Source organism: Caulobacter sp. SRI_008, assembly GCF_057586355.1.
Map to the genome: position 1 here is coordinate 47,146 of NZ_JBYCZS010000027.1, position 24,329 is coordinate 71,474.

A 24,329-nucleotide genomic window follows, 5' to 3' on the forward strand; every position below is an offset into this window, starting at 1 on the left:
GATGCTCCTGGGGTGCTCCTGGCAAGGCTCTGCTTGCAGCTACGGAGCAAGGGCGATCCCGGACGCATGCATCCGAACATCGATCGCCGCCGTAGCTCCGACCGAAGGTCGCCGGCGGCGGCCGATCGGACGGAGATCCCATGACCGACGCGACGACGAGCGACCCCGCCCTGGCCGCGCCTGGCGCCGAAACAGAGCGGGCGCGGGCCGGCGGCGGCCTGGTCTCGGCCCTGGTGCGCCTGGCCCAGGACGCGCCGGTTCCTGATTTCGTCGCGCGGCTGGCGATCGAGCGGCTGGTGGCCGGCGCCCGGCGCTCGCTGGAGGGCGCCGAGCCCGACGCCGGCCAGCGCTTCGCCGAGGCCATGGCCGAGCGCCCGATCGCCACCCATGTCGAAGACGCCAACGCCCAGCACTACGAACTGCCCGCCGCCTTCTTCGAGGCGGTACTGGGTCCGCACCTGAAATATTCCAGCGGCTTCTACCCGCCCGGCGTCCGTGAGCTGGCCGAAGGCGAGGTCGCGGCCCTGCGCGAGACCGAGATCCATGCAGACCTGCGCGACGGCCAGTCGGTGCTGGAGCTGGGCTGCGGCTGGGGCTCGCTGTCGCTGTGGATGGCCGAGCGCTTTCCCAACTCCACGATCACGTCGGTGTCGAACTCGGCCTCGCAGAAGGCCTTCATCGACCGCCGCGCCGCCGCCCGAGGCCTGTCGAACCTGACCGTCGTCACCGCCGACATGAACGCCTTCGAGGCCGGGCGGCGGTTCGACCGCGTCGTCTCGGTCGAGATGTTCGAGCACATGAGCAACTGGCGGGCGCTGCTGACGAGGGTGCGGACCTGGCTTGAGCCCGACGGCCTGCTGTTCCTGCACGTCTTCACCCACGTCGCGACGCCCTATCGCTTCGAGACCGACGACCCGGACGACTGGATCGCCCGCTACTTCTTCAGCGGCGGGATCATGCCTAGCCACGACCTGGCGGGGCAGTTCCCCGACCTGTTCGAGGTCGCCATGGACTGGCGCTGGAGCGGCGAGCACTACGCCCGCACCGCGCGGCAATGGCTGGAGCGGTTCGACGCCGCCCGCGCGACGATCGATCCGATCCTGGTCGAGGTCTATGGCGACCGGGCCGCCGTCTGGCGGCGACGCTGGCGGCTGTTCTTCCTGGCCACGGCCGGTCTGTTCGGCCATCGCGGCGGCCGCGACTGGGGCGTCAGCCACTATCGCCTGCGACCCGTCGCCTGATCCCCAATCCAAGGAAACACCATGCTTCGCTACGCCGCCGGCTACCTGGCGACCGCCGTCGTCTTTCTGGCCATGGACGCCGTCTGGCTGACCCAGACGGCCGAGCGCCTCTACCGCCCGCACATCGGCGCGCTGATGGCCGACAAGCCCAACCTCGTCGCCGCGCTCGCCTTCTACCTGATCTACATCGGCGCCGTGCTGGGCCTGGCGATCATCCCGGCCCTGCGGCCAGGCGGCGGCTGGTCGCGGCTGCTGACCAGCGCGGCCCTGTTCGGCCTGGCCGCCTACGCCACCTACGACCTGACCAACCAGGCGACGCTGAAGACCTGGTCGACCGTGATCACCCTGGCCGACATGGCCTGGGGGACCTTCGTCACCACGATCGCGGCCTCGGCGGGCTATTTCGTCGCCAGTCGGCTTGGCGGACGCTAGCCGTTGCCAGCCTCGCGGCCCCGTGCGACCGTCCGTCGCAGATTCAGGCGCCAGGGGACCCTCGGTTGGACGCAGACTCAAGCCGCGCCTTGCTTTCGCGAGCCCTCGCGCGCGTCGCCAACCGCGACCACGACGCCCTCAAATACGTCTATCGGCACACCTCGGCGAAACTGCTGGGCGTGGTCCTCCGTATCTTGAATGATCGCGAGGAGTCCGAGGACGTGCTGCAGGACGTGTATCTTACGGTTTGGAACAAGGCCGACCGGTTCGATCCGGAGAAGGCCAGCCCCATTACCTGGCTGGTCAGCCTGGCCCGCAACCGCGCCATCGACAAGCTGCGCGCCCGCGGAACCCGGGTGATGACCGGCGTCGAGGAAGCCGAGGCCTTGCCCGACGCCGCGCCGCTGGCCTCGGCCCGGGTCGAGGCCGACGAGGACCGCCAGCGCCTCGACGGGTGCCTGGACCAGCTCGATCCCAAGCATTCGGGCGCCGTGCGCAAGGCCTTCTTCGAGGGCCTGACCTATGACGCCCTGGCCCAGGCGGTGGGCGTGCCGCTGGGCACGATGAAAAGCTGGATCCGGCGCAGCCTGATCAGCCTGCGGGCCTGTCTCGAAGCATGACCGACGCGACCGACATCCCGCCGGAAGGTGAAGAACGCCCCCTGGCCGGCGAGTACGTGCTGGGCGTGCTGGAGGCGGACGAACGCGCCGAGGCCGAGCGCCGCATCGTGGCCGAACCGGCCTTCGCCCGGTCCGTGGCCTGGTGGGAAGAGCGCCTGACGCTGCTGGCCGCCGACATCCCCTCGGCGACGCCCTCCGAGGGCCTGTGGCCGCGCATCCAGAACCTGATCGTCGAGCCGCTGAAGCCGTCGGCCTGGAACAGCGTGAACCTGTGGCGCGGCGTGGCCGCCGGCGCCCTGGCCCTGGCGGCCGCCAGCGTCGTCATCGCCGTGCTGCCGCGCCCGGCCGCGCCGCCGATCGTCGCGCCGAGCCCGGCCAAGCCGCAGGCCGCCGAAGTGGCGCTGATCGCCGATCCGACCAGCAACAAGCCGATGGTGGTCGCCACCCTCGACCACGCCACCGACCAGGTGATGCTGACGCCGATGGGCATGAAGATGCCCGAAGGTCGCGACGCCGAGCTGTGGATCATCCCCGAGGGCCAGAAGGCGATCTCGCTGGGCGTGATCCCGACCGACGCGCCCAAGCGGATCCCGATGCCCGAAGGCCTGCGCGGCGCGGGCACCTACACCGCCCTGCTGGCCGTCACCGACGAGCCGATCGGCGGCTCGCCCACGGGCGTCGCCACCGGCTCGGTGCGCGCGGCGGGCAAGTTCCTGAAGGGCTAAGGCCGGACGGGCTCCAGCCCCTCACCTTCCCGCGCGCGCCCGCCCCAAATCCGAGCATCCCCGCGAAGGCGGGGACCCAAGCTGGCGTTCAGGATGTGGCGCGGCCGCGGATCACCCGCGGACTCAGCTTGGGTCCCCGCCTTCGCGGGGACACTCGGTGAATGGAGAAGCCAAGGACAAGACCTCCAGCTTGGAGCCTCTTCGCGCCGCACGCGTTGGCCCCGGTCATGAGCACCATCGCAGACCGGCTGCCTGACTGGCTGAACGACTCCGTCTGGCTGATCGCCTGGGCGCCGCCCTGGATCGTCAGCCTCGTGCTGATCGCCCTGGCCGTCGTGCTGGCCTGGAGCGTCCACGCCATTGCGGTGCGGATGGTGCGCCATTCGCTGTCCAAGCGCGACGCCTTCTGGCAGGCCCTGATCGCCCGCACCCGCAGGCCCACCCGCATGGCCTTCGTGGTCGCCGCCCTAGGCGCGGCGGCGTCGGTCGCGCCGCTCGACGCCGCCCAGGCGGAAACCGCCAAGCACGTGCTGCTGGTGCTGTTCATCCTGCTGCTGGGCTGGATGGCGATGACCGCGCTCGACATCGGCGCGGCCCTCTACCTGCGGGGCTTCAAGGTCGACGTCGAAGACAACCTGCTGGCCCGCAAGCACATCACCCAGATCCGCATCCTGCGGCGGGCGATGGCCATCCTCGTGGGCATCTTCACCCTGGCCCTGGCCTTGATGACCATCCCCGGCGTACGGCAATGGGGGGTCAGCCTGCTGGCGGCCGGCGGCGCGGCCTCGGTGATCGTGGGCCTGGCCTTGCAGCCCCTGCTGACCAACCTGATCGCCGGCATCCAGATCGCCGTCACCCAGCCGATCCGCATCGACGACGCCGTCATCGTCGAGAAGGAGTGGGGCAATATCGAAGAGATCAACGCCACCTACGTGGTCGTGCGCCTTTGGGACTGGCGGCGGATGGTGCTGCCGCTCAGCTACTTCATCCAGACCCCGTTCCAGAACTGGACCCGCGAGAACGCCGCCCTGATCGGCACGGCCATGCTCTATGTCGATCCCGCCACCCCGGTGGACCGCCTGCGCGCCAAGCTGGAGGAGATCGCCCGGGCCTCGAAGCTGTGGGACGGCAAGGTCGTGAACCTGCAGGTCACCGACATCACGCCCGAGGTCATGGAAGTCCGCTGCCTGGTCAGCGCCCGCAACGCCCCGGTGACCTTCGACCTGCGCTGCGAGGTGCGGGAAAAGATGATGGCCTTCCTGCGCGACGAACTGCCCGAGGCCTTCCCGAAGAAGCGGCTGGCGCTGGCGGCGGAGGGCTAAGCCACGTTTCCCCTCCCCCTTGATGGGGGAGGGGCCAGGGGTGGGGGTGAATACGGCGGTTGAAGCCGCGCACGACCGTCAACTCAGCAATCACCCCCATCCCCAACCCTTCCCCCATCAAGGGGGAAGGGAGCGAGACAATCATCAAGTAAGTGATTTATGACTTACGAACAGGCGCCCGCCTCGTTGGCTGGCGCTTGCGCGGGCAATCGGCGATGACTTGACCGTCGCGCCGCTTGCCCAGGGGGACGGGCGGGCGCAGCCTGCTACCCATGGGGGCGACGAAATGCGGGGAGCGTGGTGACGCGGGAATTCGAGATCGGCGTCAGGGCCAAGGCCCGCTGCGACCTGATGGGCGCGGCGCCTTTCAGCGAGGCCGACGACATGCTGGTGCGGCGGTTCCTGACCAGCGCCCACAAGGCCGCCCTCGACACCCTGAAGTTCTGGATGGAAGAGGCGGGCATGGCCGCCCGCCTCGACGCCGCCGGCAATCTGGTCGGCCGCTACGAAGGCGAGACGCCGGGCGCCCCGGCCCTGCTGATCGGCTCGCACATCGACAGCGTGCGCAACGGCGGCCGCTATGACGGCGCGCTGGGGGTGATGCTGGCGATCGACGTGGTCGAGGCCTTCCACCGCCAGGGCCGCCGCCTGCCCTTCGCCATCGAGGCCATCGCATTCGGCGACGAAGAAGGTTCGCGCTTTCCCGCCTCCATGGCTTGCAGCCGCGCCGTGGCCGGCACGGTCGATCCCAAGGTTATGGAGATGACCGACGCGGAAGGCACGAGCCTGGCCCAGGCCTTCGCCGCCTTCGGCCTGGACCCGACGCGCCTGACGCAGGCCGCCCGCCGGCCTGACGAGATCTTCGCCTTCCTCGAAGCCCATATCGAGCAGGGGCCGGTGCTGGAGGCGGAAGGGCTGGCCCTGGGCGTCGTCAGCGCCATCGCCGCCCAGAAGCGGCTGATGGTGCGGTTCAAGGGACAAGCCGGTCACGCCGGCACCACGCCGATGGGCTTGCGCAAGGATCCCGGCCCCGCCGCCGCCGAGGCGGTGCTGGCCCTGGAGCGCATCTGCCGCGACGGGCCGCTGGCCGGGACCGACGGCCTGGTGGGCACGGTCGGCCGCATGACCGCCCTGCCCGGCGCCTTCAACGTCATTCCCGGCGCCGTCGAGTTCTCGATGGACATCCGCGCCGAGACCTCGGCCACACGCGACGCCGCCGTCGAAGCCGTGAGCGCCGAGATCGAGGCCATCGCCGCGCGGCGCGGCTTGGCGGTCTCCGTCACCCTGATGCAGGCCCTGGCCGAGAGCCCGTGCGACGCCGGCCTGACCGACCTGCTGTCGGCCGCCGTGGCCGACCTGGGCGGCCCGGTTCGCCGCCTGCCCAGCGGCGCGGGCCACGACGCCATGGTCATCGCCGACCTCTGCCCCACCGCCATGCTGTTCATCCGCTGCGAGGGCGGGATCAGCCACAACCCCGCCGAAGCCGTCACCGACGCCGACTGCGCCCTGGCGGCGCGGGCGATGGTCGGGTTCGTGGAGCGGCTTTCCACTGAATTTACATCGTCATCCCGGCCGGAGCGCGCCAGCGCGGAGAGCCGGGACCCAGGGGCCGTGCGCACCGCCCCTGGGTCCCGGATCGCCCCTGCGGGGCGTCCGGGATGACGACCTGATGGATAGGCGTATGGACACCTTCAAAGAACTCGACCACCCCGCCCGCCTGCTGATGGGTCCCGGCCCCATCAACGTGCACCCGCGCGTGCTGCGGGCCATGTCGGTGCAGCTGCTGGGCCAGTTCGACCCCGAGTTCACCGGCTACATGAACGAGACGATGGCGCTCTATCGCGGCGTCTTCCAGACCACCAACCGCTGGACCTTCCTGATCGACGGCACGTCGCGCGCCGGGATCGAGGCGGCGCTGGTCTCGACCCTGGTTCCGGGCGACGACATCGTGGTGGTCAACGCCGGGCGCTTTGGCCTGCTGCTGGCCGAGATCGCCGAGCGCTGCGACGCCAAGGTGACCTTCGTCGAGGGCGAGTGGGGCCAGGTCGTCGACCCGCAGGCGGTAGAGGACGCGGTCGCGAGGGCAAAGCCGCGCCTGGTGGCCTGCGTGCACGGCGACACCTCGACCACCATCGCCCAGCCGATCGAGGCCATCGGCGAGATCTGCGCCCGTCACGGCGCGCTTCTGTACGTCGACGCCACCGCCACCCTGGGCGGCATGAGCGTGCCGGTCGACGCCTGGAAGGCCGACATCGTCACCGCCGGTTTGCAGAAGTGCCTGGGCGGTCCCTCCGGCTCGGCCCCGATCACCATCAGCGACAAGGCCGCCGACCACATCTTTTCCCGCCGCCACGTGGAGAAGGGCCTGGCCGTTCCCGGCGCGGCGGGCGCCGGCCGCCGCATCGCCTCCAACTATTTCGACCTGGCGATGATCATGGACTACTGGTCCGACAAGCGCCTGAACCACCACACCGAGGCGGCCAGCATGCTGTTCGCCGCCCGCGAATGCGCGCGGATCGTGCTGGAGGAAGGGCTCGAGACCCGCTTCGCCCGCCACGCCCAGGCAGGCTCCGCCATGACCGCTGGCATCGAGGCCCTGGGCCTCCAGGTCTATGGCGACCAGGCCCACAAGATGGCCAACGTCACCGGCGTGATCGCCCCGGCCGGCGTCGACTACGACCGGGTCAAGGCCCGCATGCGCGCCGAGTTCGAGATCGAGATCGGCGCGGCCTTCGGGCCTCTTGCGGGAAAGATCTGGCGGATCGGGACCATGGGCGTGAACGCTCGCAAGCACGCGGTTCTGCAGACCCTTGCGGCGCTGGAGGCGGTGCTGAGGTGGGAGGGCTTCGTCGCTCCCGCCGGGGCCGGCGTGGACGCGGCGGCGGGGGTGTTCGGATGAGCATCTCCGTACAAAAAACCTCGTCATCCCGGACGGCCGAAGGCCGATCCGGGACCCAGGGGCAAGTGGCAATGCGGCGGCCCCTGGGTCCCGGCTCTTCGCTTCGCTACGGCCGGGATGACGTGAAAATTTTCGGGGGAATGGAATGACCCCCTACCCCCGCGACCTCGTCGGCTACGGCGAACACCCGCCGCACGCCCAATGGCCCAACGGCGCGCGCGTGGCGGTGCAGTTCGTGCTGAACTATGAGGAAGGCGCCGAGCGCAGCGTGCTGCACGGCGACCCCGTCAGCGAATACTTCCTGTCGGAGATGGTCGGCGCCCAGCCCATCGAGGGCGCGCGGCACATGTCGATGGAGAGCCTCTACGAATACGGCTCTCGCGCCGGCTTCTGGCGCATCCGGCGCCTGTTCGAGGAGTTCGGCCTGCCGCTGACCGTCTACGGCGTCGCCCAGGCCATGGAGCGGCACCCGGACGTGGTCGAGGCGATGATGAAATCCGGCTGGGAGATCGCCAGCCACGGCTATCGCTGGATCGACTACCAGCACTTCCCCGAAGACCTGGAGCGCGAGCACATCGAGAAGGCCATCGAGGTGCACAAGAAGCTGACGGGCGAACGTCCGCTCGGCTGGTACCAGGGCCGCACGAGCCCCAACACCGCCCGCCTCGTCGCCCAGGAAGGCGGCTTCGTCTACGACGCCGACAGCTACAGCGACGACCTGCCCTACTGGGACGACCAGCACGGCCGCGCCCAGCTGATCGTGCCCTATACGCTCGACACCAACGACATGCGGTTTGCAGCGCCCCAGGGCTTCAACAGCGGCGACCAGTTCTTCGCCTATCTGCGCGACGCCTTCGACGCCCTCTGGCTGGAGGGCGAGACCGCGCCAAAGATGATGAGCATCGGCCTGCACTGCCGCATCGTCGGCAAGCCGGCGCGGATCATGGCCCTGCGGCGGTTCCTCGAACACGTGACCAGCCACGACAAGGTCTGGGTGGCAAAGCGGATCGACATCGCCCGCCACTGGATCGCGACGCATCCATACGGAGCCACGGCATGAGCGCCCCGCCCCTCACCCTGGCTCGCCTCAACAGCATGAACCAGACGGGTTTTGTCACCGCCCTGGGCTTCGCCTTCGAGCTGTCGCCGTGGGTCGTCGAACGCGCCTGGGACGCCCGGCCGTTCGCCAGCGTCGAGGCCATGCACAGCGCGATGATGGACGTGCTGAACGCCGCCTCCGTCGACGACAAGCTGGCCCTGATCCGCGCCCACCCCGAACTGGCCGGCAAGGCCGCCATCGCCCGGGCGCTGACCGCCGAGAGCACGGCCGAGCAGGCCGGCGCCGGCCTCGACAAGCTGACGCCCGAAGAGTTCGCCCGCTTCCACGATCTCAACGCCGCTTACGGGAAAAGCTTCGGCTTTCCGTTCATCATCTGCGCGCGTCTGAACGACAAGAGCTCGATCCTGCGGGCCATGCAGGCCCGCCTTTCCAACGACCGCGAGGCCGAGATCGCCGAGGCGATCCAGCAGATCGGCCTCATCTCCAAACTCCGCATCCAAGACGCCGTGACGCAATAGATGGACTACGATCTCGCCGCCTGGCTCAACCTGGCGCTCCGCTGGCTGCACGTGATCGCGGGCGTCGCCTGGATCGGGGCCTCGTTCTACTTCGTCTGGCTCGACAATAATCTGCGCGCGCCCGAGCCCCCGAAAGACGGGGTGAAGGGCGAGCTTTGGGCCGTGCACGGCGGCGGCTTCTACCACTCGCAGAAGTACATGACGGCCCCGCCGCACATGCCGGACCACCTGCACTGGTTCAAGTGGGAGGCCTACACCACCTGGCTGTCGGGCTTTGCTCTGCTGTTCGTGCTCTACTACTGGGGCGCGCCGGTCTATCTGATCGACCCGACCAAGCACGCCTTCAGCCACTGGCAGGCGGTGGGCGTGGGCCTGGCCTTCATCTTCGGCGGCCTGGCCGTCTACGAGGGCCTCTGCCGCTCGCCGCTGGTGGAGCGCCCGCGCCTGTTCGGGATCGTCTGGTTCGCCGCCCTGATCGGCGCGGCCTACGCCCTGCAGCACCTCTTCACCGACCGCGGGGCCTTCATCCATGTCGGCGCGATCATCGGCACGGCCATGGCGGCCAACGTCTTCCTGACCATCATCCCCAACCAGCGGAAGATCGTCGCCGATATGCTGGCGGGCCGCCCCGTCGATCCGCGCCTGGGCGCGGCGGGCAAGCAGCGGTCGGTGCACAACAATTACATGACCCTGCCGATCCTGTTCATCATGATCAGCAACCACTATCCGGCCATCACCGGCCACCCGAAGGCCTGGCTGCTGCTGGCGCTGATCGGCGTGGCGGGGATCTCGATCCGCCATTTCTTCAACCTGCGCCACCACGGGATCATCCGGCACGACTTCCTGTTCTACGGGGCCATGCTGATGTTCGCCGTCAGCGTGATCGTCAGCCAGAAGCCCAAGACCCCCGCCGTGCTGGGGCCGGTCAGCTTCTTCGAGGCCCAGGCCATCGTGCAGAAGCACTGCGTGACCTGCCACAGCGCCGCCCCCACCCATCGCGGCTTCTCGGCCCCGCCCAATGGCGCGACCTTCGACAGCGCCGAGCACATCGTCCGCTATGCGCCCAAGATCCGTGAGCGCGCTGTGATCAGCACCAGCATGCCGCTTGGCAACGAGACCCATATGACCGATGAGGAGCGGGCCAAGCTTGGCGCCTGGATCGAATCCGGGGCCAAACTGCCCTGACGCCCTCCCCCTTGGCGACGCTGGAGACCGCCCCCTTGTCCGACGCCGATCACGAGGTCGCCCCCGACGCCCCGGCCCCGCGCAAGCGCAACGCCGAGCGGACCCGCAAGGCGATCATGTCGGCGGCGCTGAAGGAGTTCTCTCAAGCCGGGTTCGCGGGCGCGCGCATCGAGCGGATCGTCAAGGCCGCCAAGTGCAACATCCGCATGCTCTACCACTACTTCGGCGACAAGAAGGGCCTCTATGTCGCCGTGCTGGAAAGCGCCTACGAGGACCTGCGCAACCGCGAAGCCGAGCTGAAGATCGACTTCGACAAGCCGATGGCCGGTTTCCTCGAATTGCAGCGCTTCACCTTCGAGTATTTCGAGAAGAACCCGAAGTTCGAGGGCCTGCTGCGCAACGAGAACCTGCTGCAGGGGCGGTTCGTGGCGCAATCGCGGAAGGTCACCGAGACGGCCTTCCCCCTGCGCCGCACCATCGAGCGGCTGATCGAGAGCGGCCAGGCCCAGGGCCTGTTCCGCGAAAACCTCGACCCGATCCAGATCTACGTCACCATCGCCGCCATGAGCCGCTTCCACCTGGCCAACGGCTGGTCGCTGTCGGCGACGCTCGACACCGACATGACCACGCCCGAATGGCGCCGGGCGCGGCTGCAGCATGCGCTGGACGTGCTGGAGGGGTATCTGCGGAAGGCGTGAGACGCCTCTGGCGGATTTCGTGTTAGGCTGACTGCGCGATGAAAGCCGAACCGTCCATTTTCGACGATAGCGACGACGCCGCCGAAGCCGCGGCCGACGCTGAAGGTCTGGCCGACCTGGAAGCAGGCCGGACGATTTCGCACGAGAAGATAAAGGCGTGGCTGTTGTCCTGGGGCACGCCTGAGGAAGTCCCGCCACCCGAGCGTGACTGACAGCGGCCGATGACCGACCAAGACGCGCCTGCTTTCAAGGTCGCCTGGTCGATCAGGTCTCGACGCGATCTAGAGGGCATCCGCGCCTATATCGGACAGGTTCGCCCCATCGCGGCGCAGCGCCTGGCTATCCGATTGATCGCCGCCGTCGAAGCCCTGGCGTTCCACCCTCATCGCGGACGTCCCGCTGGTGGAGACGTCCGCGAACTGGTGGCGGTGGCGCCTTACGTCGTGCGCTACCGGGTGAAAGGCGGGATGGTGCAAGTCATACGGATCAAGCACGGCGCGGAACGCCCCGACTGATCCCCTACTTCGCCATCACGTTCATCACCGCCAGGGTCATGGCCTCGACGCCTGTGCGGATGCTCGGCTCGGGGACCGGGGCGAAGAAGGGCGAGTGGTTGACGGGCAGCGGCTTGCCGGCGGCCTTGGCCTCTTCCATCGCCTTGGGATCGAAGCCGCCGATCGAGAAGTAGACCGAGGGCACGCCGGCGATGATGAACTCCGAATAGTCCTCGCTGGCCGAGCCGGGCGACGGCACGGCGACCGCGTCCTTGCCGAAGGCGGCCTTGAAGACGGCGGCGGTGCGCTCGGTCAGGGCCGCGTCGTTGACCACCGCCTTGCCGCCGGGGATCAGCTGGAGGTCCGGCGCGGGCGCGCCCGACATCTCGGCCACGGCTTTGGCGGTGCGGGTCACGCCGTCGAGGATCCTGGTGCGCACGCCGTCGTCCTGGGTGCGGATGGTGCCGCGCACCTTGGCCTTATCGGGAATGATGTTGCCGGCGCTGCCGGCCTGGATTGAGCCGACCGTGACGACGCCGAACGCCGCCGGATCCTTCTCGCGGCTGATCACGCTCTGAACATCGACGGTGAAGCGGGCGGCCATCATCACCGGGTCGATCGAGGCGGCCGGCATCGAGCCGTGCGCCCCGCGGCCGTTGAAGGTCAGCTCCAGGGCGTCGGAGGTCGAGGTCAGGACGCCGGCCTTGTAATAGACCTGCCCCGCCGCGCCGGGACCGACGTGCAGGGCGAAGCCGTAGTCGGGCTTGCCGAACTTCTCGAAGAAGCCGTCGCTGATCATCGCCTTGGCGCCGCTGACCGTCTCTTCCGACGGCTGGGCGACGAACACCAGCGTCCCCTTCCACCTGGCCTTTTGGGCGACCAGCTGGCGGGCGGTTCCGATCCAGGCGGCCATGTGCACGTCGTGGCCGCAGGAGTGGGCGACGAACACCTCGGCGCCGTTCCAGGTGGTCTTGGCGCGGCTGGCGTAGGGCAGGCCCGTCTTCTCTTCCATCGGCAGGGCGTCGAGCTCGGTGCGCACGAGAACGCTGGGACCCTCGCCGTTCTTGAGCACGGCCACCACGCCGGTCTTGCCGACGCCTTCGGTCACCGTGAAGCCCAGGCTGCGCATCTCGGCCGCAAGCTTCTTGGCGGTCTCGACCTCCTGGAAGCCGAGTTCCGGATGGGCGTGGATGTCCTTGTAGAGCGCGTCGAGCTGCGGGTAGTCGCGGTCCAGCTGGGCCTTGATGGCGGTCGCCGTCGCCGGGACGTTCAACGGCGCGGCCATCGCCGGGGCGGCCAGCAGGGCCAGGGCGGCGGCGAGGGTGAGCTTCGGGGTCAAGGTCATGCGGCTCGCGCGGCGGACCGCGCCCTTCTGGTTTTACGCTGAAAACTCTCGTCATCCCGGCCCCCCGGGTCGCGCAAAGCGCGCCCGAGGGTAAACTTCGCGAAGCGGAGAGCCGGGACCCAGGGGCAACCGCAGTGCGTCCGCCCCTGGGTCCCGGATAGCCTCTGCGAGGCTTCCGGGATGACGACCTTAGAGATCGATCAGAACTTCCGACGGGCGTTCACCCCGAAGGTGCGCGGGGTCAATCCATAAAGCAGGTCTTGGTACCCGACGTTGCTGTTCTTGTTCATGATGCCCTCGGCGTCGGTGAGATTGCTGACGAAGGCGTAGACGCCCCAGCCCTCGCCCTCGACCCCGGCCCGCAGGTTCACCGTGCTGAAGCCGCCGAACTTGTCGTAGTAGACGTAGGTCGGGCGGAAGGTGGAGACCATGTCGCCGGTATAGGCGTAGTCGGCGCGCACCAGGCCGTTCAGGCCCGCCACAGGCAGCGGCCACGTGTATTGAGCCGAGGCCGCGGCCGTCCAGTCGGGCACGTTGGCGATGCGGTCGCCCTTCTTGCCGGTCGAGCCGTCGACCAGGATGTTGGCGTTGGCCTGGTCCTCGGTCAGCTCGGCCTTGGTGTAGCCCACCGAACCGTTCAGCGAGAGGCCGTGGATCGGACGGGCCGAGACCTCGAGCTCGATACCCTGGATCCGCGCCGCGCCGGCGTTGGTAATGAAGGAATAGAGGCCGTCGGCGGTGATGGCGCTGGTCTGGCGGTTCTTCCAGTCGATGCGGTAGACGGCGGTGTTGGCGGTCAGCTTGCCGCCCAGCCAGCTGGTCTTCAGGCCCGCCTCATAGTTCCACAGGCTGTCGGGGTTGTAGACCACGAGCTTGCTGTTGAGGCCCGGCACGTTGTTGGCGCCGCCCGGCCGGAAGCCCTCGGACGCCGTGGCGTAGGCCATGATGTCCGAAGTGATCTTGTAGCTGGCGTTGAACTTGTAGACCCAGCCCGAGGCTTCGGCGGTCTGCTCGGAATAGGCGGCCGGCGCGGCGCCGGTCAGCAGGTTGCGTTGCGTGCCCGCGCTGCCGGTGGTCTTGGTGTAGTCGTAGTGGCGCGCGCCCACCGTCAGCGACAGGCCCTCGACCTGCGGCGGCGTCCAGGTCAGTTCACCGAACTCGGCGGTCTGCTTGACGTTGGTGTTGACGTAACGGCCCTGCACGTACTGCATCGGGCTGTAGGGCAGGCCCGTGGCCAGGCTGGTCAGCACCGTGTTGCTGTCGATGTGGTCCTTGCGCAGCTCCATGTAGCCGCCGACCGTCCACTGCAACTGGCCCTCGCCCTTCGACGACAGCCGCACCTCGTGGTTCCAGGCGCCCAGATAGGCCGGCTGGTAGCCGATCACGCCATAGGCGCTGCCGATATAGGGCTTGTACTGCGGGGTGAAGTCGATCGTCCGCAGCATGTCGTACTTGTAGTAGGCGCTCGACGCGGTCAGCTCGCCGATCGGGCTCGACCATTTGCCGGTGACGCTGGTCAGGTCCATTTCGGTGTTCAGCGGCAGCTTCACGACGCTGTCGGTCTTGTAGTCGCCCAGGCGGTCGTACCAGCCCTGCAGGTCGTCGGCCGACGAGTTCTGGTGGATCTTGGTGACGACCAGCGAGATGTCGTCGGTGGGCGTGAAGCCCAGCATGGCGCGATAGCCGTCGGCGTGGCTGTCGTTGATGTTCTTGGCGCCGGTCTTGACGTTGTCGACATAGCCGGGGCGGTCCTCGGTATAGGCGACGATGCGGGCGGCCAGCTTGCCCTCGATCAGCGGGATATTGCCCATGGCCTTCAGGTACGAGCCCTGCGAGCCGCCCTTGGTGGTGGTGGCCTGGGCCTCCATCGAGGCGCTGAACTGCGTGCTGTCGGGCTTGGAATAGATCACCCGGATGGTGCCGCCCATCGAGCCGCCGCCGTACAGCGTGCCCTGCGGGCCGCGCAGCACTTCCACCCGCTCGACGTCGAACAGGTTGAGGTCGGCGGCGTTGTTGGCCGGGTCCTGGGTGGTGCCCGAGGGGCCGGTGATCGAGGTCTCGTCGTAATAGAGGCCGGTGGTGGCCTCACCCGAGCCCTGCACGCCGCGGATGGTCACGCGGCTCTGGCCAAGCTGGCCCTGGGTCAGGTTCACGCCCGGCACCGCGCGGAAATAGTCCTGCAGGCCGGTGGCGCCGATCTTCTGCAGGCTGTCTCCGGTGACGGCGCTGATGGCCATCGGCGTGGTCTGGAGGGTGGTCGAGCGCTTCAGCGCGGTGACGACGATCTCCTCGACCGTCTCGTCGGCGGCCGGCGCGGGCGTAGCGGTTTGAGCGGCCGCCCCCAGCGGCGCGGCCAGGGCGGCGAGCGCCGCCGTGGAAAGCAGGATCTTCAGGTCGGTACGCATAGCAGGTCCCCAGTGCATGCATGGTCACGCCCGCTCTGATGGCGGGTCGACGCCCAGGCTGGGGTCTGGGTCGAAAATATGTCAACACTTATGTATCGATATTATTTGGACCGATATAGGCGCCCTTTTGTGAGGCGCCCGTCCGCCGCGCGCCTCATCGTGGTCGAGTCTTTGCCGACCAATTGGTCTGACCATTGGATTGACAACCACCCCGCCCCGTTTAAACGAGATGACGGGAAGACATGTCGCCGCGTACCGGCGCCGCCGCGGAAGGACGCCGATGCCGAAGATCACCGCCGCCAGGGTCATCGTCACCTGTCCGGGGCGCAACTTCGTCACCCTGAAGATCGAGACCAGCGACGGCGTCCACGGGATTGGCGACGCCACCCTCAACGGCCGTGAACTGGCGGTGGCCAGCTATCTCAACGACCACGTCATCCCCTGCCTGATCGGCCGCGACGCCCACCAGATCGAGGACATCTGGCAGTTCCTCTACAAGGGCGCCTACTGGCGGCGCGGGCCGGTGACGATGTCGGCGATCGCGGCGGTCGACATGGCCCTGTGGGACATCAAGGCCAAGATCGCGAACCTGCCGCTCTACCAGCTGCTGGGCGGGGCCTGTCGCACCGGCGTCATGGTCTACGGCCACGCCAACGGGGCCAGCATCGAGGAGACCCTCGACAACGCCGCCGTCTATGCCGAGCAGGGCTACAAGGCCATCCGCCTGCAATCGGGCGTGCCGGGACTGAAGACCGTCTACGGCGTCTCCAAGGACCGCTTCTTCTACGAGCCGGCCGACGCCGACCTTCCCAGCGAGAGCGTCTGGTCGACCGAGAAGTACCTGCGCAGCGTGCCGCCGCTGTTCGAGGCGGCACGCGAGAAACTGGGCTGGGACGTCCACCTGCTGCACGACGTGCACCATCGCCTGACCCCGATCGAGGCCGGCCGGCTGGGTAAGGACCTGGAGCCCTACCGGCCGTTCTGGATGGAGGACGCCACCCCGGCCGAGAACCAGGCCAACTTCCGCCTGATCCGCCAGCACACCACCACCCCGCTGGCCGTGGGCGAGATCTTCAACTCGATCTGGGACTGCAAGCAGCTGATCGAGGAACAGCTGATCGACTACATCCGCGCCACCGTGGTGCACGCCGGCGGCATCACCCACCTGCGCCGCGTGGCCGCCTTCGCCGACATGCACGGCGTGCGCACCGGCTGCCATGGGGCCACCGACCTCTCGCCCGTCTGCATGGCCGCGGCCCTGCACTTCGACCTGTCGATCCCCAACTTCGGGATCCAGGAATACATGCGCCACACGGCCGAGACCGACGCGGTGTTCCCGCACGCCTACAGCTTCGAAGGCGGCATGCTGCATCCGGGCGAGGCGCCGGGCCTGGGGGTCGACATCGACGAGGCCCTGGCGGCGAAATATCCCTACAGCCGGGCCTATCTGCCCGTGGCCCGCCGCGAAGACGGCTCGATGCACGATTGGTAAGCGCGGGATTGGTGAGATCGCCGCCGCGATCTTGTCAGACCAAATAGCCGGGGCGTCCGACAAGGGTTATGTTATCGGTGTCGAACCTTAAGGTTCCGCGCGTCGATTCCAGGACCCCATGTCGGACAACGTCAAGCTCTACCGCAAGATCGCGGACACCGTGGCCGACGCCATCGAGGCGGGCCAGTACAAGCTGGGCGACCGCCTGCCGACCGAGCGCGAACTGGCCGAGCAGTTCGGCGTGTCCCGCCCCACCCTGCGCGAGGCGATGATCGCCCTGGAAATGCTGGGCATGATCGAGGCTCGCCACGGCCTGGGCATCTATGTCACCGGCGACGTGCGCCCCGTCGCGCCGCAGCCGGCCGAGCGGGATGCTGAAATCGGCGCCTTCGAGCTGATCGAGGCCCGCCGCCTGTTCGAGGGCGAGGCCGCGGCGCTCGCCGCCACCTCGATCACCGAAGAGCAGATCGCCCAGCTGGAAAGCCTGCTGGATCGCATGCACGAGGAAGAGGAGATCCGGGGCGAGGACGCCGACCGCGAGTTCCACCTCGTGATCGCCGGCGCCACCGGCAACGGCGCGATCATCGCCACGATCGAGAACCTATGGGACTGGCGCAACCGCTCGCCCCTGGCCCGCAACATCCTGGCCCGCGCCCGCGGCATGGGGCTGGAGCCGCGCATCGCCGAGCACCGCCGCGTGGTCGACGCCCTGAAGGCCCGAGACCCCGCCGCCGCCCGCCAGGCCATGCGCGACCACCTGGAACGGGTGATCGAACACCTGCTGCACGCGACAGAGACCGAAGCGGTCGAGCGGGCCCAGCAGGAGACCAGCGCCCGCCGCGACGCGATCGCCAAGCGGGTGGCGATCTAGAGGAGCGGAAGCCCTCCCCTTCCACCCGCAATAAATCCGCTCATCCCCGCGAAGGCGGGGACCCAAGCTGACGTTCAGGATGGGGCGCGGCCGCGGTTCATCCGCTGGCGCCGCTTGGATCCCCGCCTTCGCGGGGATGCTCGGTGTTTGGGAGGCGATGCGGCTCGAGACCCATCACCTCCCAAATCCAGAAGCGAGAACTACCCCCGCTCGACCTGGCTTACATCCCGCACCGCGCCGCGCGCGGCGTTGGTGGTCATGGCCGCATAGGCCCGCAGGGCCGGCGAGACCTCGCGCTTGCGGTCCTTCGGCTTCCAGGCGTCCTTGCCGCGGGCCAGCTGGGCGGCGTGGCGCTCGGCCAGCACCGCGTCGGAGACTTCCAGCTGGATGCCGCGGTTGGGGATGTCGATCAGGATCGAGTCGCCGGTCTCGACCAGGGCGATCAGGCCGCCCTCGCCGGCTTCCGGCGAGACGTGGCCGATCGACAGGCCCGAGGTGCCGCCCGAGAAGCGGCCGTCGGTGATCAGGGCGCAAGCCGCCCCCAGGCCCTTCGATTTCAGATAGGTGGTCGGGTACAGCATCTCCTGCATGCCCGGACCGCCCTTGGGGCCTTCGTAGCGGATGACCACGACCTCGCCGGCCGTGACCTTGCCGCCCAGGATGCCGCTGACGGCGTCTTCCTGGCTTTCGAACACCCGGGCCGTACCGCGGAAGGTCAGGATCGACTCGTCGACCCCGGCCGTCTTCACGATGCAGCCTTCCGGGGCCAGGTTGCCGAACAGCACGGCCAGGCCGCCGTCCTTGGAGAACGGGTGCTCGACCGAGCGGATGACGCCCTTCTCGCGGTCGAGGTCGAGGTCCTCCCAGCGCGCGGCCTGGCTGAAGGCGATCTGGGTCGGCTTGCCGCCGGGCGCGGCGCGGAAGAACTCCTGGGCCGTGCCGCTGTTGGTGCGGCCGATGTCCCAGCGCGCCAGGGACTCGGCCATGGTCGCGGCGTGGACGGTCGGCTGGGTCGCGTCGATCAGGCCGCCCTTCTCCAGCTCGCCCAGGATGGCGGGCACGCCGCCGGCCCGGTGGACGTCTTCCATGTGCACGTCGCTCTTGGCCGGGGCCACCTTCGACAGGCAGGGCACGCGACGCGACAGCCGGTCGATGTCGGCCATCGAGAACTCGACCTCGCCCTCGCTGGCGGCGGCCAGCAGGTGGAGCACGGTGTTGGTCGAGCCGCCCATGGCGATGTCCAGGCTCATGGCGTTCTCGAACGCGGCCCGGGTGGCGATGCCGCGCGGCAGGGCCGTGGCGTCGTCCTGCTCGTACCAGCGCTGGCACAGGTCGACGATCAGCCGGCCGGCTTCCTTGAACAGGGCCTCGCGATCGGCGTGAGTGGCCAGGACCGAGCCATTGCCCGGCAGCGACAGGCCCAGAGCTTCGGTCAGGCAGTTCATCGAGTTGGCGGTGAACATGCCCGAGCACGAGCCGCAGGTCGGGCAGGCGGCCTTCTCGATCGCCTCGACTTCCTCATCCGTGTACTTGTCGTCGGCGGCCACGACCATGGCGTCGACCAGGTCCAGCGAGCGGATCGCGCCCTTGATCTGCACCTTGCCGGCCTCCATCGGCCCGCCCGAGACGAAGACGACGGGGATGTTCAGGCGCATGGCGGCCATCAGCATGCCGGGCGTGATCTTGTCGCAGTTGGAGATGCAGACGATCGCGTCGGCGCAGTGGGCGTTGACCATGTACTCGACCGCATCGGCGATCAGTTCGCGGCTGGGCAGCGAATACAACATGCCGCCATGGCCCATGGCGATGCCGTCATCGACGGCGATGGTGTTGAATTCCTTGGCCACGCCCCCGGCGGCCTCGATCTCGCGGGCGACCAGCTGGCCCAGGTCCTTCAGGTGCACGTGGCCCGGGACGAACTGGGTGAAACTATTCGCGACAGCGATGATCGGCTTGCCGAAATCGCTGTCTTTCATGCCGGTGGCGCGCCACAGGCCGCGGGCGCCGGCCATGTTGCGGCCGTGGGTGGAGGTGCGTGAGCGATAGGGAGGCATGGGAAAATCTCAGTGTCGGCTGTGGGGTTATTACGCCCCTGCACGGCGCTTTCAAAATATATTAGAACGGCGACATTAGGTCGCCAGAGATATTAAATGGACATCCGCCCGCTGCGCCACTTCACGGCCGTCGCCGAGACCCTGCACTTCGGCCGCGCGGCCGAGCGCCTGGGCATGACCCAGCCGCCGCTCAGCCAGTCGATCATGGCGCTGGAAAAGACCCTGGGCGCGCCCCTGTTCGTGCGCTCCAAGCGCAGCGTGCGGCTTAGCCCCCTGGGCGAAGCCTGGCTGCCGGACGTGCTGGCCGCCCTGGCCGCCGTCGACGAACTGCCGACCACCGCCCGGCGGCTGCGCGACGGCCAGACGGGCCTCTTGTCGCTGTCCTTCGTCAGCACCGCCGACTACAGCGTGCTGCCCGACCTGGTCAGCCGCTATTCGCGGGCCTATCCGGACGTCGAAATCCGCCTGGTCGAAGCCACCAGCGACGTGCAGATCCCCGCCATCGTCGCCGGCGAGCGCCATGCCGGCATCATCATCCCGCCGTCCGACCGCGCCCTGCCCGAGCCGCTCGCCTACCAGCGCCTGGTCTCCGAACCCCTGGTCGCCGCCGCCCCGGCCGCCTGGATCGAGGACGGCCGGCTGACGGTCGAGGACGGGGTGCTCGTGCCGGAGGCCATCGTCGATGCGCCGCTGATCCTCTTCCCCCGCACCGTCGCGCCGGCCTTCCACGACCTGGTCACCGGCTACTTCGCCCGCCTGGGCCGTCCCGCCCACATCGTGCAGGAGGCCATCCAGATGCAGACCATCATCAGCCTGGTCTCGGCCGGGCTCGGCGTGGCCCTGGTGCCGGCCTCGCTGCGAAACCTGGCGCGGGCGGGCGTGGCCTATATCGAGGTGCGCGATCCGCCGACGCTGGAGACGGGGCTCGCGTGGCGGCGCGACGATGACACGCCGACCTTGCGGGAGATGCTGCGGTTGGTGGGGGCGGGGTAGCCCCCCTCAGTCGCTCCGCGACAGCTCCCCCAGAGGGGGAGCATCTTGTGCGGCGCAGATCCTCCCCCTCTGGGGGAGGTGGCCCGGAGGGCCGGAGGGGGCCAGCGCCGAGCACACCCTCACCCCACACACATTCGTCATCCCGGCCGTAGCGAAGCGGAGAGCCGGGACCCAGGGGCCACCCGCAACGCGACGGCCACCACCGCCTGCGAATCCAACCGCTGCGCCCAGCCCCCTGGGTCCCGGCTCTACGGTCTGCTGCGCAGCCCTTCGGCCGGGATGACGATCAAAGGAGCGGGGGTCAAAAACGCAAAACTAGACGACCGGTCTATTATCCGCCATACAGCCCTCATGACCGCCGCCCGCAAGAAGTCCGAACTTACCCGCGAGCACATCCTGGCCACCGGCCGCGAGCTCGTGCTGCGCCAAGGGTTCGGCGGCATGGGGCTGAAGGAGCTGCTGGACGCCAGCGGCGTGCCGAAGGGCTCGTTCTATTACTACTTCGCCTCCAAGGAGGCGTTCGGCTGCGCCCTGCTGGACGACTACTGCGCCGAATACGGCGTCAAGCTCGCCGGCCTGTTCGACACCAGCGCCAGCGGCCGCGACAAGCTGATGGCCTACTGGGCCGTGTGGCTGGACACCGACGCGGCCTGCGGCATGGCCGACCGCTGCCTGGTGGTGAAGCTCGCGGCCGAGATCTCCGACCTGTCGGAAGACATGCGGCAGATCCTCAACACCGGCGTCGAGCGCCTGGTGCGCCGCATCGCCGCCGTCATCGTCGAGGGCCGCGACGACCGCTCCCTGCCCGGGTCCGGCGATCCGGTCGCCACCGCCCGGGCGATGTACGCCCTGTGGCTGGGCGCGGCCATCCTGGCCAAGCTTTCCAAGGACCAGGGCCCGCTGCGCGAGGCCCTGCGAACCACCGAACAGATGCTCGCGGCCGCCTGAGCCGCATCCCCCCAAGACAACAAGACAACAAGAAGGAAGACCCCCATGCGCAGCGCGATCCACGACGTGTTCGGCGACCCGGCCGAAGTCCTGGCCCTGGCCGACAGCCCGATCCCCGAGCCCGGCCCCGGCAAGGTCCGCATCCGCACCCTGCTGTCGCCGATCCACAACCACGACCTTTGGACCGTGCGCGGCAACTACGGCTACAAGCCCGCCCTGCCCGCCATCGGCGGCAGCGAGGCGGTCGGCATCGTCGACGCCGTGGGCGACGGCGTGGACGCCGCCCTGGTCGGCCAGCGCTTCGCCGTGGCCGGGGTTCATGGCAGCTGGGCCGAATACTTCATCGCCTCGGCCGCCGGCCTGGTGCCCGTGCCCGACGCCATTCCGGACGAAGCCGCCGCCCAGCTGATCGCCATGCCGTTCAGCGCCATCACGCTCCTTGAGTCGCTCGGCGTCGCAGAAGGCGACTGGGTCGCCCAGAACACCGCCAACGGCGCGGTCGGCAAGACCCTGGCCATGCTGGCCAAGGCTCGCGGCGTCAACGTGATCAACCTCGTGCGCCGCGACGCCGGCGTGGCCGAGCTGACGGACCTCGGCATCGACAACGCCGTCTCCACCGCCGACCCGGACTGGAAGGCCAAGGTCGCCGAACTGACCGGCGGCGCGCCGATCAAGGCGGCCGTGGACTCGATCGGCGGAACCGCCTCGGGCGACATGGCCGACCTGCTGGGCGAGAACGGCCTGCTGGTCTCGTTCGGCTCGATGACCGGCGAGCCGATGCAGATCTCGTCGGGCGCGGTGATCTTCAAGCAGCTGACCGTGAAGGGCTTCTGGGGCTCGACCGTCTCGGCGACCATGGCGCCGGACCTGCGCCGCAAGCTGATCGGCGAGCTGCTGACCCAGGTGGCGACCGGCAAGCTGAAGCTGCCGACCGACGGCGTCTATGGCCTCGACCAGGTGTCCGACGCCGTGAAGGCCTCGCTGACCCCGGGTAAGACCGGCAAGGTGCTGCTGCGGCCGTAAGCTGCTGAACTATACGCCATGCGTGGTCCTCGTCCTTCGACAAGCTCAGGATGAGGACCATTGCAGAGCCTCGCAGTAGAGAACCTCACCCTGAGCCTGTCGAAGGGCGAGGTTCTCGCGAGACGCCTTCCCGAGCTTCACCCCTGGCGCGAAGCGCAAGGCGCGCTACAACCGGAGCATGGCGAACCGTCGTTCCTTCATGCTGTCCGCAGCCGCCCTCGTCGCGGCGCCCCTGCCCGCCCTGGCGCGCGACACTGAAGGCGAACGCCTGACCGGCGTGCTCGAGCGGCTGATCCAGCGGGCGATGCTCGACTCGCCGCAGCTGATGACCCTGACGGGCCTGGACGCCGGCCCCAACGCCGCCGCCCGCGGCAAGCTCGACGACCGCTCGCCGGCCGGCTTGCTGCGCACCCGCCAGATCTTCGAAGACCTGCGCAAGGACCTGGCGACCTTCGACGCCAAGTCCCTGACCGGTATGGACCGGGTCAACCTGCGCTCGGCCGCCTACATGGCCGACACCACGCTGCAGAGCTTCGATACGCCCTACGGCAATCCCGATGTCGGGGTGGCCGCGCCCTATGTGATCTCGCAGCTGACCGGCGCCTATCGCAGCGTGCCGGGCTTCCTGGCCGACACCCATCCGGTAGGTGACGCGGCCGACGCGCAGGCCTATCTGTCGCGCCTGTCGGCCTTCGCCGTGCTGCTCGACCAGGAGACCGCCCGGGCCCGCGCCGACTTCGCCAGGGGCGCGACGCCGCCGGACTTCGTGCTGCGCACCACCCTCTCGCAATTCCAAACCATGCTGGCCCCCGCCCCGGCCAGTTCGGAACTGGTCGTCGGCCTGACCCGGCGCACCAGCGCCAAGGCCATCGCCGGCGACTGGGAGGCCCGCGCCGCCAGGATCGTCGAGACCGAGGTCTATCCCGCCCTGCGCCGCCAGGCGCAGCTGCTGAGCGCCGCCCTGCCGACCGCGACGCACGACGCCGGCGTCTGGCGGCTGCCCGACGGCGAGGCCTATTACCGCTTCGCCGTGCGCGCGGCGACGACCACCGACCTGGCCGGCGACGAGATCCATCGCCTGGGTCTCGACCTCGTCGCCCGCTTCACGGCCCGCGCCGACACGATCCTGAAGGCCCGCGGCCTGACCAAGGGCTCGGTCGGCGCCCGCATCGCCGCCCTACGCCGCGACCCGGCCAACCTCTATCCGAACGACGACGCCGGCCGCGCGGCCCTGCTGGCCGATCTGGAGACCAAGGTCGCGGCCATGCGCGAGCGACTCCCCACTTACTTCGGTCACCTGCCCAAGGCCGGGGTGAAGATCCAGCGCATCCCGCCGTCGATCGAGGCCGGCGCGCCCGGCGCCTACTACACCCCGCCCAGCCTCGACGGCTCGCGGCCCGGCCTGTTCTCGATCAACCTGCGCGACACGGCCGAGCAGCCGCGCTTTGATTTGCCGACCCTGGTGTTCCACGAGGCGATCCCCGGCCACCACCTGCAGAACGCCCTGATGATGGAAGCGCCGGGCATCCCCACCCTGCGCCGACTGCCGATCTTCTCGGGCTATTCCGAGGGCTGGGCGCTCTATGCCGAGCAGCTGGCCGACGAGATGGGCGCCTACAAGGACGATCCGCTGGGCCAGCTGGGCTACGTCGCCTCGATGCTGTTTCGCGCCAGCCGCCTGGTGCTCGACTCCGGCATCCACGCCAAGCGCTGGAGCCGCGAGCAGGCCATAACCTACATGTCGCAGACCCTGGGCGACGCCGAGACCTCGGTCACCCGCGAGGTCGAGCGCTACTGCGTGCAGCCGGGCCAGGCGTCGAGCTACATGCTGGGCTGGCGCACCTGGACCGACAGCCGCGCCCGCGCGCAAAAGCGCCTGGGCGCGAAGTTCAGCCTGAAAGGCTTCCACGACGCCGGCCTCACCGCCGGCACCATGCCCCTCGACGTGCTGGCCGATATGCTCGACGAATGGCCCGGCGCCTGACGCCCGCCGCTTCCCTTCCA

21 protein-coding genes and 1 pseudogene are annotated in these 24,329 nt (G+C 69.0%); 19 read left to right on the top strand and 3 right to left on the bottom strand.

The features are described 5' to 3' along the window. The first annotated feature begins 140 nt into the window (after positions 1–140). The 13 genes and pseudogenes from AC2YHT_RS21040 to AC2YHT_RS21100 all read left to right on the top strand — a co-directional run bounded on the left by AC2YHT_RS21040 (position 141) and on the right by AC2YHT_RS21100 (position 11,215). Complete coding sequence (locus AC2YHT_RS21040; protein ID WP_487291844.1) at positions 141–1,241, top strand: SAM-dependent methyltransferase; 1,101 nt, start codon at positions 141–143, stop codon at positions 1,239–1,241. 21 nt (positions 1,242–1,262) lie between these two features. Beyond that, complete coding sequence (locus tag AC2YHT_RS21045) at positions 1,263–1,673, top strand: DUF2177 family protein (RefSeq protein ID WP_487291845.1); 411 nt, start codon at positions 1,263–1,265, stop codon at positions 1,671–1,673. A gap of 89 nt (positions 1,674–1,762) precedes the next feature. Continuing rightward, entirely contained in the window at positions 1,763–2,293 is a 531-nt protein-coding gene (locus AC2YHT_RS21050) for a sigma-70 family RNA polymerase sigma factor (RefSeq protein WP_487291846.1), read from the top strand. Beyond that, positions 2,290–3,018: an anti-sigma factor gene (locus tag AC2YHT_RS21055; protein WP_487291847.1), complete on the top strand. Its 729-nt coding sequence runs from the start codon at positions 2,290–2,292 to the stop codon at positions 3,016–3,018. Before AC2YHT_RS21050 ends, AC2YHT_RS21055 begins: the two co-directional genes overlap by 4 nt. A gap of 227 nt (positions 3,019–3,245) precedes the next feature. Further along, a complete protein-coding gene (locus tag AC2YHT_RS21060; RefSeq protein ID WP_487291848.1) occupies positions 3,246–4,340 on the top strand; it encodes a mechanosensitive ion channel family protein in 1,095 nt (364 codons plus the stop codon). 351 nt (positions 4,341–4,691) lie between these two features. Beyond that, a pseudogene (locus AC2YHT_RS21065) lies at positions 4,692–5,930 on the top strand (allantoate amidohydrolase); the annotation flags it as partial. Between the two features lie 79 nt (positions 5,931–6,009). Next, entirely contained in the window at positions 6,010–7,239 is a 1,230-nt protein-coding gene (locus tag AC2YHT_RS21070; RefSeq protein ID WP_487291849.1) for a pyridoxal-phosphate-dependent aminotransferase family protein, read from the top strand. A gap of 145 nt (positions 7,240–7,384) precedes the next feature. Further along, on the top strand, positions 7,385–8,299 hold the full coding sequence (puuE, locus tag AC2YHT_RS21075; RefSeq protein WP_487291850.1) for an allantoinase PuuE: 915 nt from the start codon (positions 7,385–7,387) through the stop codon (positions 8,297–8,299). After that, positions 8,296–8,817: a 2-oxo-4-hydroxy-4-carboxy-5-ureidoimidazoline decarboxylase gene (gene uraD, locus AC2YHT_RS21080; RefSeq protein WP_487291851.1), complete on the top strand. Its 522-nt coding sequence runs from the start codon at positions 8,296–8,298 to the stop codon at positions 8,815–8,817. The genes puuE and uraD overlap by 4 nt, the downstream gene beginning before the upstream one ends. Then, positions 8,818–10,002 (top strand): urate hydroxylase PuuD, encoded by a 1,185-nt coding sequence (locus AC2YHT_RS21085; RefSeq protein WP_487291852.1) that lies wholly within the window; start codon positions 8,818–8,820, stop codon positions 10,000–10,002. 35 nt (positions 10,003–10,037) lie between these two features. Next, positions 10,038–10,700 carry a TetR/AcrR family transcriptional regulator gene (locus tag AC2YHT_RS21090; RefSeq protein WP_233248149.1) on the top strand — a complete coding sequence of 221 codons (663 nt, stop codon included), beginning with the start codon at positions 10,038–10,040 and terminating at the stop codon, positions 10,698–10,700. A gap of 38 nt (positions 10,701–10,738) precedes the next feature. Then, positions 10,739–10,912 (top strand): CopG family transcriptional regulator, encoded by a 174-nt coding sequence (locus tag AC2YHT_RS21095; RefSeq protein WP_487291853.1) that lies wholly within the window; start codon positions 10,739–10,741, stop codon positions 10,910–10,912. 9 nt (positions 10,913–10,921) lie between these two features. Beyond that, the gene (locus AC2YHT_RS21100) at positions 10,922–11,215 is read left to right on the top strand and encodes a type II toxin-antitoxin system RelE/ParE family toxin (RefSeq protein ID WP_487291854.1); all 294 of its coding nucleotides are present in this window, start codon (positions 10,922–10,924) and stop codon (positions 11,213–11,215) included. Positions 11,216–11,219: 4 nt separating this feature from the next. Here the strand turns inward: AC2YHT_RS21100 and AC2YHT_RS21105 are convergent, their stop codons facing one another. Both AC2YHT_RS21105 and AC2YHT_RS21110 read right to left on the bottom strand, forming a co-directional pair. Continuing rightward, a complete protein-coding gene (locus AC2YHT_RS21105) occupies positions 11,220–12,539 on the bottom strand; it encodes an amidohydrolase (RefSeq protein WP_487291855.1) in 1,320 nt (439 codons plus the stop codon). 200 nt (positions 12,540–12,739) lie between these two features. Beyond that, positions 12,740–14,944, bottom strand: a complete 2,205-nt coding sequence (locus AC2YHT_RS21110) for a TonB-dependent receptor (RefSeq protein WP_487291856.1) — start codon at positions 14,942–14,944, stop codon at positions 12,740–12,742. A 280-nt stretch (positions 14,945–15,224) separates the two neighbouring features. Here AC2YHT_RS21110 and manD point away from each other — a divergent pair, with 280 nt between their 5' ends. Both manD and AC2YHT_RS21120 read left to right on the top strand, forming a co-directional pair. Continuing rightward, positions 15,225–16,436 carry a D-mannonate dehydratase ManD gene (gene manD / locus AC2YHT_RS21115; protein WP_487291857.1) on the top strand — a complete coding sequence of 404 codons (1,212 nt, stop codon included), beginning with the start codon at positions 15,225–15,227 and terminating at the stop codon, positions 16,434–16,436. A gap of 118 nt (positions 16,437–16,554) precedes the next feature. Then, positions 16,555–17,307 (top strand): FadR/GntR family transcriptional regulator, encoded by a 753-nt coding sequence (locus tag AC2YHT_RS21120; protein ID WP_487291858.1) that lies wholly within the window; start codon positions 16,555–16,557, stop codon positions 17,305–17,307. A gap of 200 nt (positions 17,308–17,507) precedes the next feature. Here AC2YHT_RS21120 and ilvD read toward each other — a convergent pair whose 3' ends face one another. Beyond that, a complete protein-coding gene (gene ilvD, locus AC2YHT_RS21125; protein WP_487291859.1) occupies positions 17,508–19,361 on the bottom strand; it encodes a dihydroxy-acid dehydratase in 1,854 nt (617 codons plus the stop codon). Between the two features lie 96 nt (positions 19,362–19,457). On the opposite strand from ilvD, the gene AC2YHT_RS21130 reads away from it, so the two are divergent. The 4 genes from AC2YHT_RS21130 to AC2YHT_RS21145 all read left to right on the top strand — a co-directional run bounded on the left by AC2YHT_RS21130 (position 19,458) and on the right by AC2YHT_RS21145 (position 24,309). Then, positions 19,458–20,354, top strand: a complete 897-nt coding sequence (locus tag AC2YHT_RS21130; RefSeq protein WP_487291860.1) for a LysR family transcriptional regulator — start codon at positions 19,458–19,460, stop codon at positions 20,352–20,354. Between the two features lie 351 nt (positions 20,355–20,705). Then, a complete protein-coding gene (locus AC2YHT_RS21135; RefSeq protein ID WP_487291861.1) occupies positions 20,706–21,302 on the top strand; it encodes a TetR/AcrR family transcriptional regulator in 597 nt (198 codons plus the stop codon). 45 nt (positions 21,303–21,347) lie between these two features. Next, positions 21,348–22,325, top strand: a complete 978-nt coding sequence (locus AC2YHT_RS21140) for a zinc-binding dehydrogenase (protein WP_487291862.1) — start codon at positions 21,348–21,350, stop codon at positions 22,323–22,325. Between the two features lie 199 nt (positions 22,326–22,524). Further along, positions 22,525–24,309, top strand: a complete 1,785-nt coding sequence (locus tag AC2YHT_RS21145) for a DUF885 domain-containing protein (RefSeq protein ID WP_487291863.1) — start codon at positions 22,525–22,527, stop codon at positions 24,307–24,309. Positions 24,310–24,329 lie beyond the last annotated feature (20 nt).

What these genes read in the sequence shown, in the direction of transcription:
- AC2YHT_RS21040 (WP_487291844.1), top strand. Translation starts at nt 141, where the DNA reads ATGACCGACGCGACGACGAGCGACCCCGCCCTGGCCGCGCCTGGCGCC.
- AC2YHT_RS21045 (WP_487291845.1), top strand. Translation starts at nt 1,263, where the DNA reads ATGCTTCGCTACGCCGCCGGCTACCTGGCGACCGCCGTCGTCTTTCTG.
- AC2YHT_RS21055 (WP_487291847.1), top strand. Translation starts at nt 2,290, where the DNA reads ATGACCGACGCGACCGACATCCCGCCGGAAGGTGAAGAACGCCCCCTG.
- AC2YHT_RS21060 (WP_487291848.1), top strand. Translation starts at nt 3,246, where the DNA reads ATGAGCACCATCGCAGACCGGCTGCCTGACTGGCTGAACGACTCCGTC.
- AC2YHT_RS21070 (WP_487291849.1), top strand. Translation starts at nt 6,010, where the DNA reads ATGGATAGGCGTATGGACACCTTCAAAGAACTCGACCACCCCGCCCGC.
- puuE (WP_487291850.1), top strand. Translation starts at nt 7,385, where the DNA reads ATGACCCCCTACCCCCGCGACCTCGTCGGCTACGGCGAACACCCGCCG.
- uraD (WP_487291851.1), top strand. Translation starts at nt 8,296, where the DNA reads ATGAGCGCCCCGCCCCTCACCCTGGCTCGCCTCAACAGCATGAACCAG.
- AC2YHT_RS21085 (WP_487291852.1), top strand. Translation starts at nt 8,818, where the DNA reads ATGGACTACGATCTCGCCGCCTGGCTCAACCTGGCGCTCCGCTGGCTG.
- AC2YHT_RS21095 (WP_487291853.1), top strand. Translation starts at nt 10,739, where the DNA reads ATGAAAGCCGAACCGTCCATTTTCGACGATAGCGACGACGCCGCCGAA.
- AC2YHT_RS21100 (WP_487291854.1), top strand. Translation starts at nt 10,922, where the DNA reads ATGACCGACCAAGACGCGCCTGCTTTCAAGGTCGCCTGGTCGATCAGG.
- AC2YHT_RS21105 (WP_487291855.1), bottom strand. Translation starts at nt 12,539, where the DNA reads ATGACCTTGACCCCGAAGCTCACCCTCGCCGCCGCCCTGGCCCTGCTG.
- AC2YHT_RS21110 (WP_487291856.1), bottom strand. Translation starts at nt 14,944, where the DNA reads ATGCGTACCGACCTGAAGATCCTGCTTTCCACGGCGGCGCTCGCCGCC.
- manD (WP_487291857.1), top strand. Translation starts at nt 15,225, where the DNA reads ATGCCGAAGATCACCGCCGCCAGGGTCATCGTCACCTGTCCGGGGCGC.
- AC2YHT_RS21120 (WP_487291858.1), top strand. Translation starts at nt 16,555, where the DNA reads ATGTCGGACAACGTCAAGCTCTACCGCAAGATCGCGGACACCGTGGCC.
- ilvD (WP_487291859.1), bottom strand. Translation starts at nt 19,361, where the DNA reads ATGCCTCCCTATCGCTCACGCACCTCCACCCACGGCCGCAACATGGCC.
- AC2YHT_RS21130 (WP_487291860.1), top strand. Translation starts at nt 19,458, where the DNA reads ATGGACATCCGCCCGCTGCGCCACTTCACGGCCGTCGCCGAGACCCTG.
- AC2YHT_RS21135 (WP_487291861.1), top strand. Translation starts at nt 20,706, where the DNA reads ATGACCGCCGCCCGCAAGAAGTCCGAACTTACCCGCGAGCACATCCTG.
- AC2YHT_RS21140 (WP_487291862.1), top strand. Translation starts at nt 21,348, where the DNA reads ATGCGCAGCGCGATCCACGACGTGTTCGGCGACCCGGCCGAAGTCCTG.
- AC2YHT_RS21145 (WP_487291863.1), top strand. Translation starts at nt 22,525, where the DNA reads ATGCTGTCCGCAGCCGCCCTCGTCGCGGCGCCCCTGCCCGCCCTGGCG.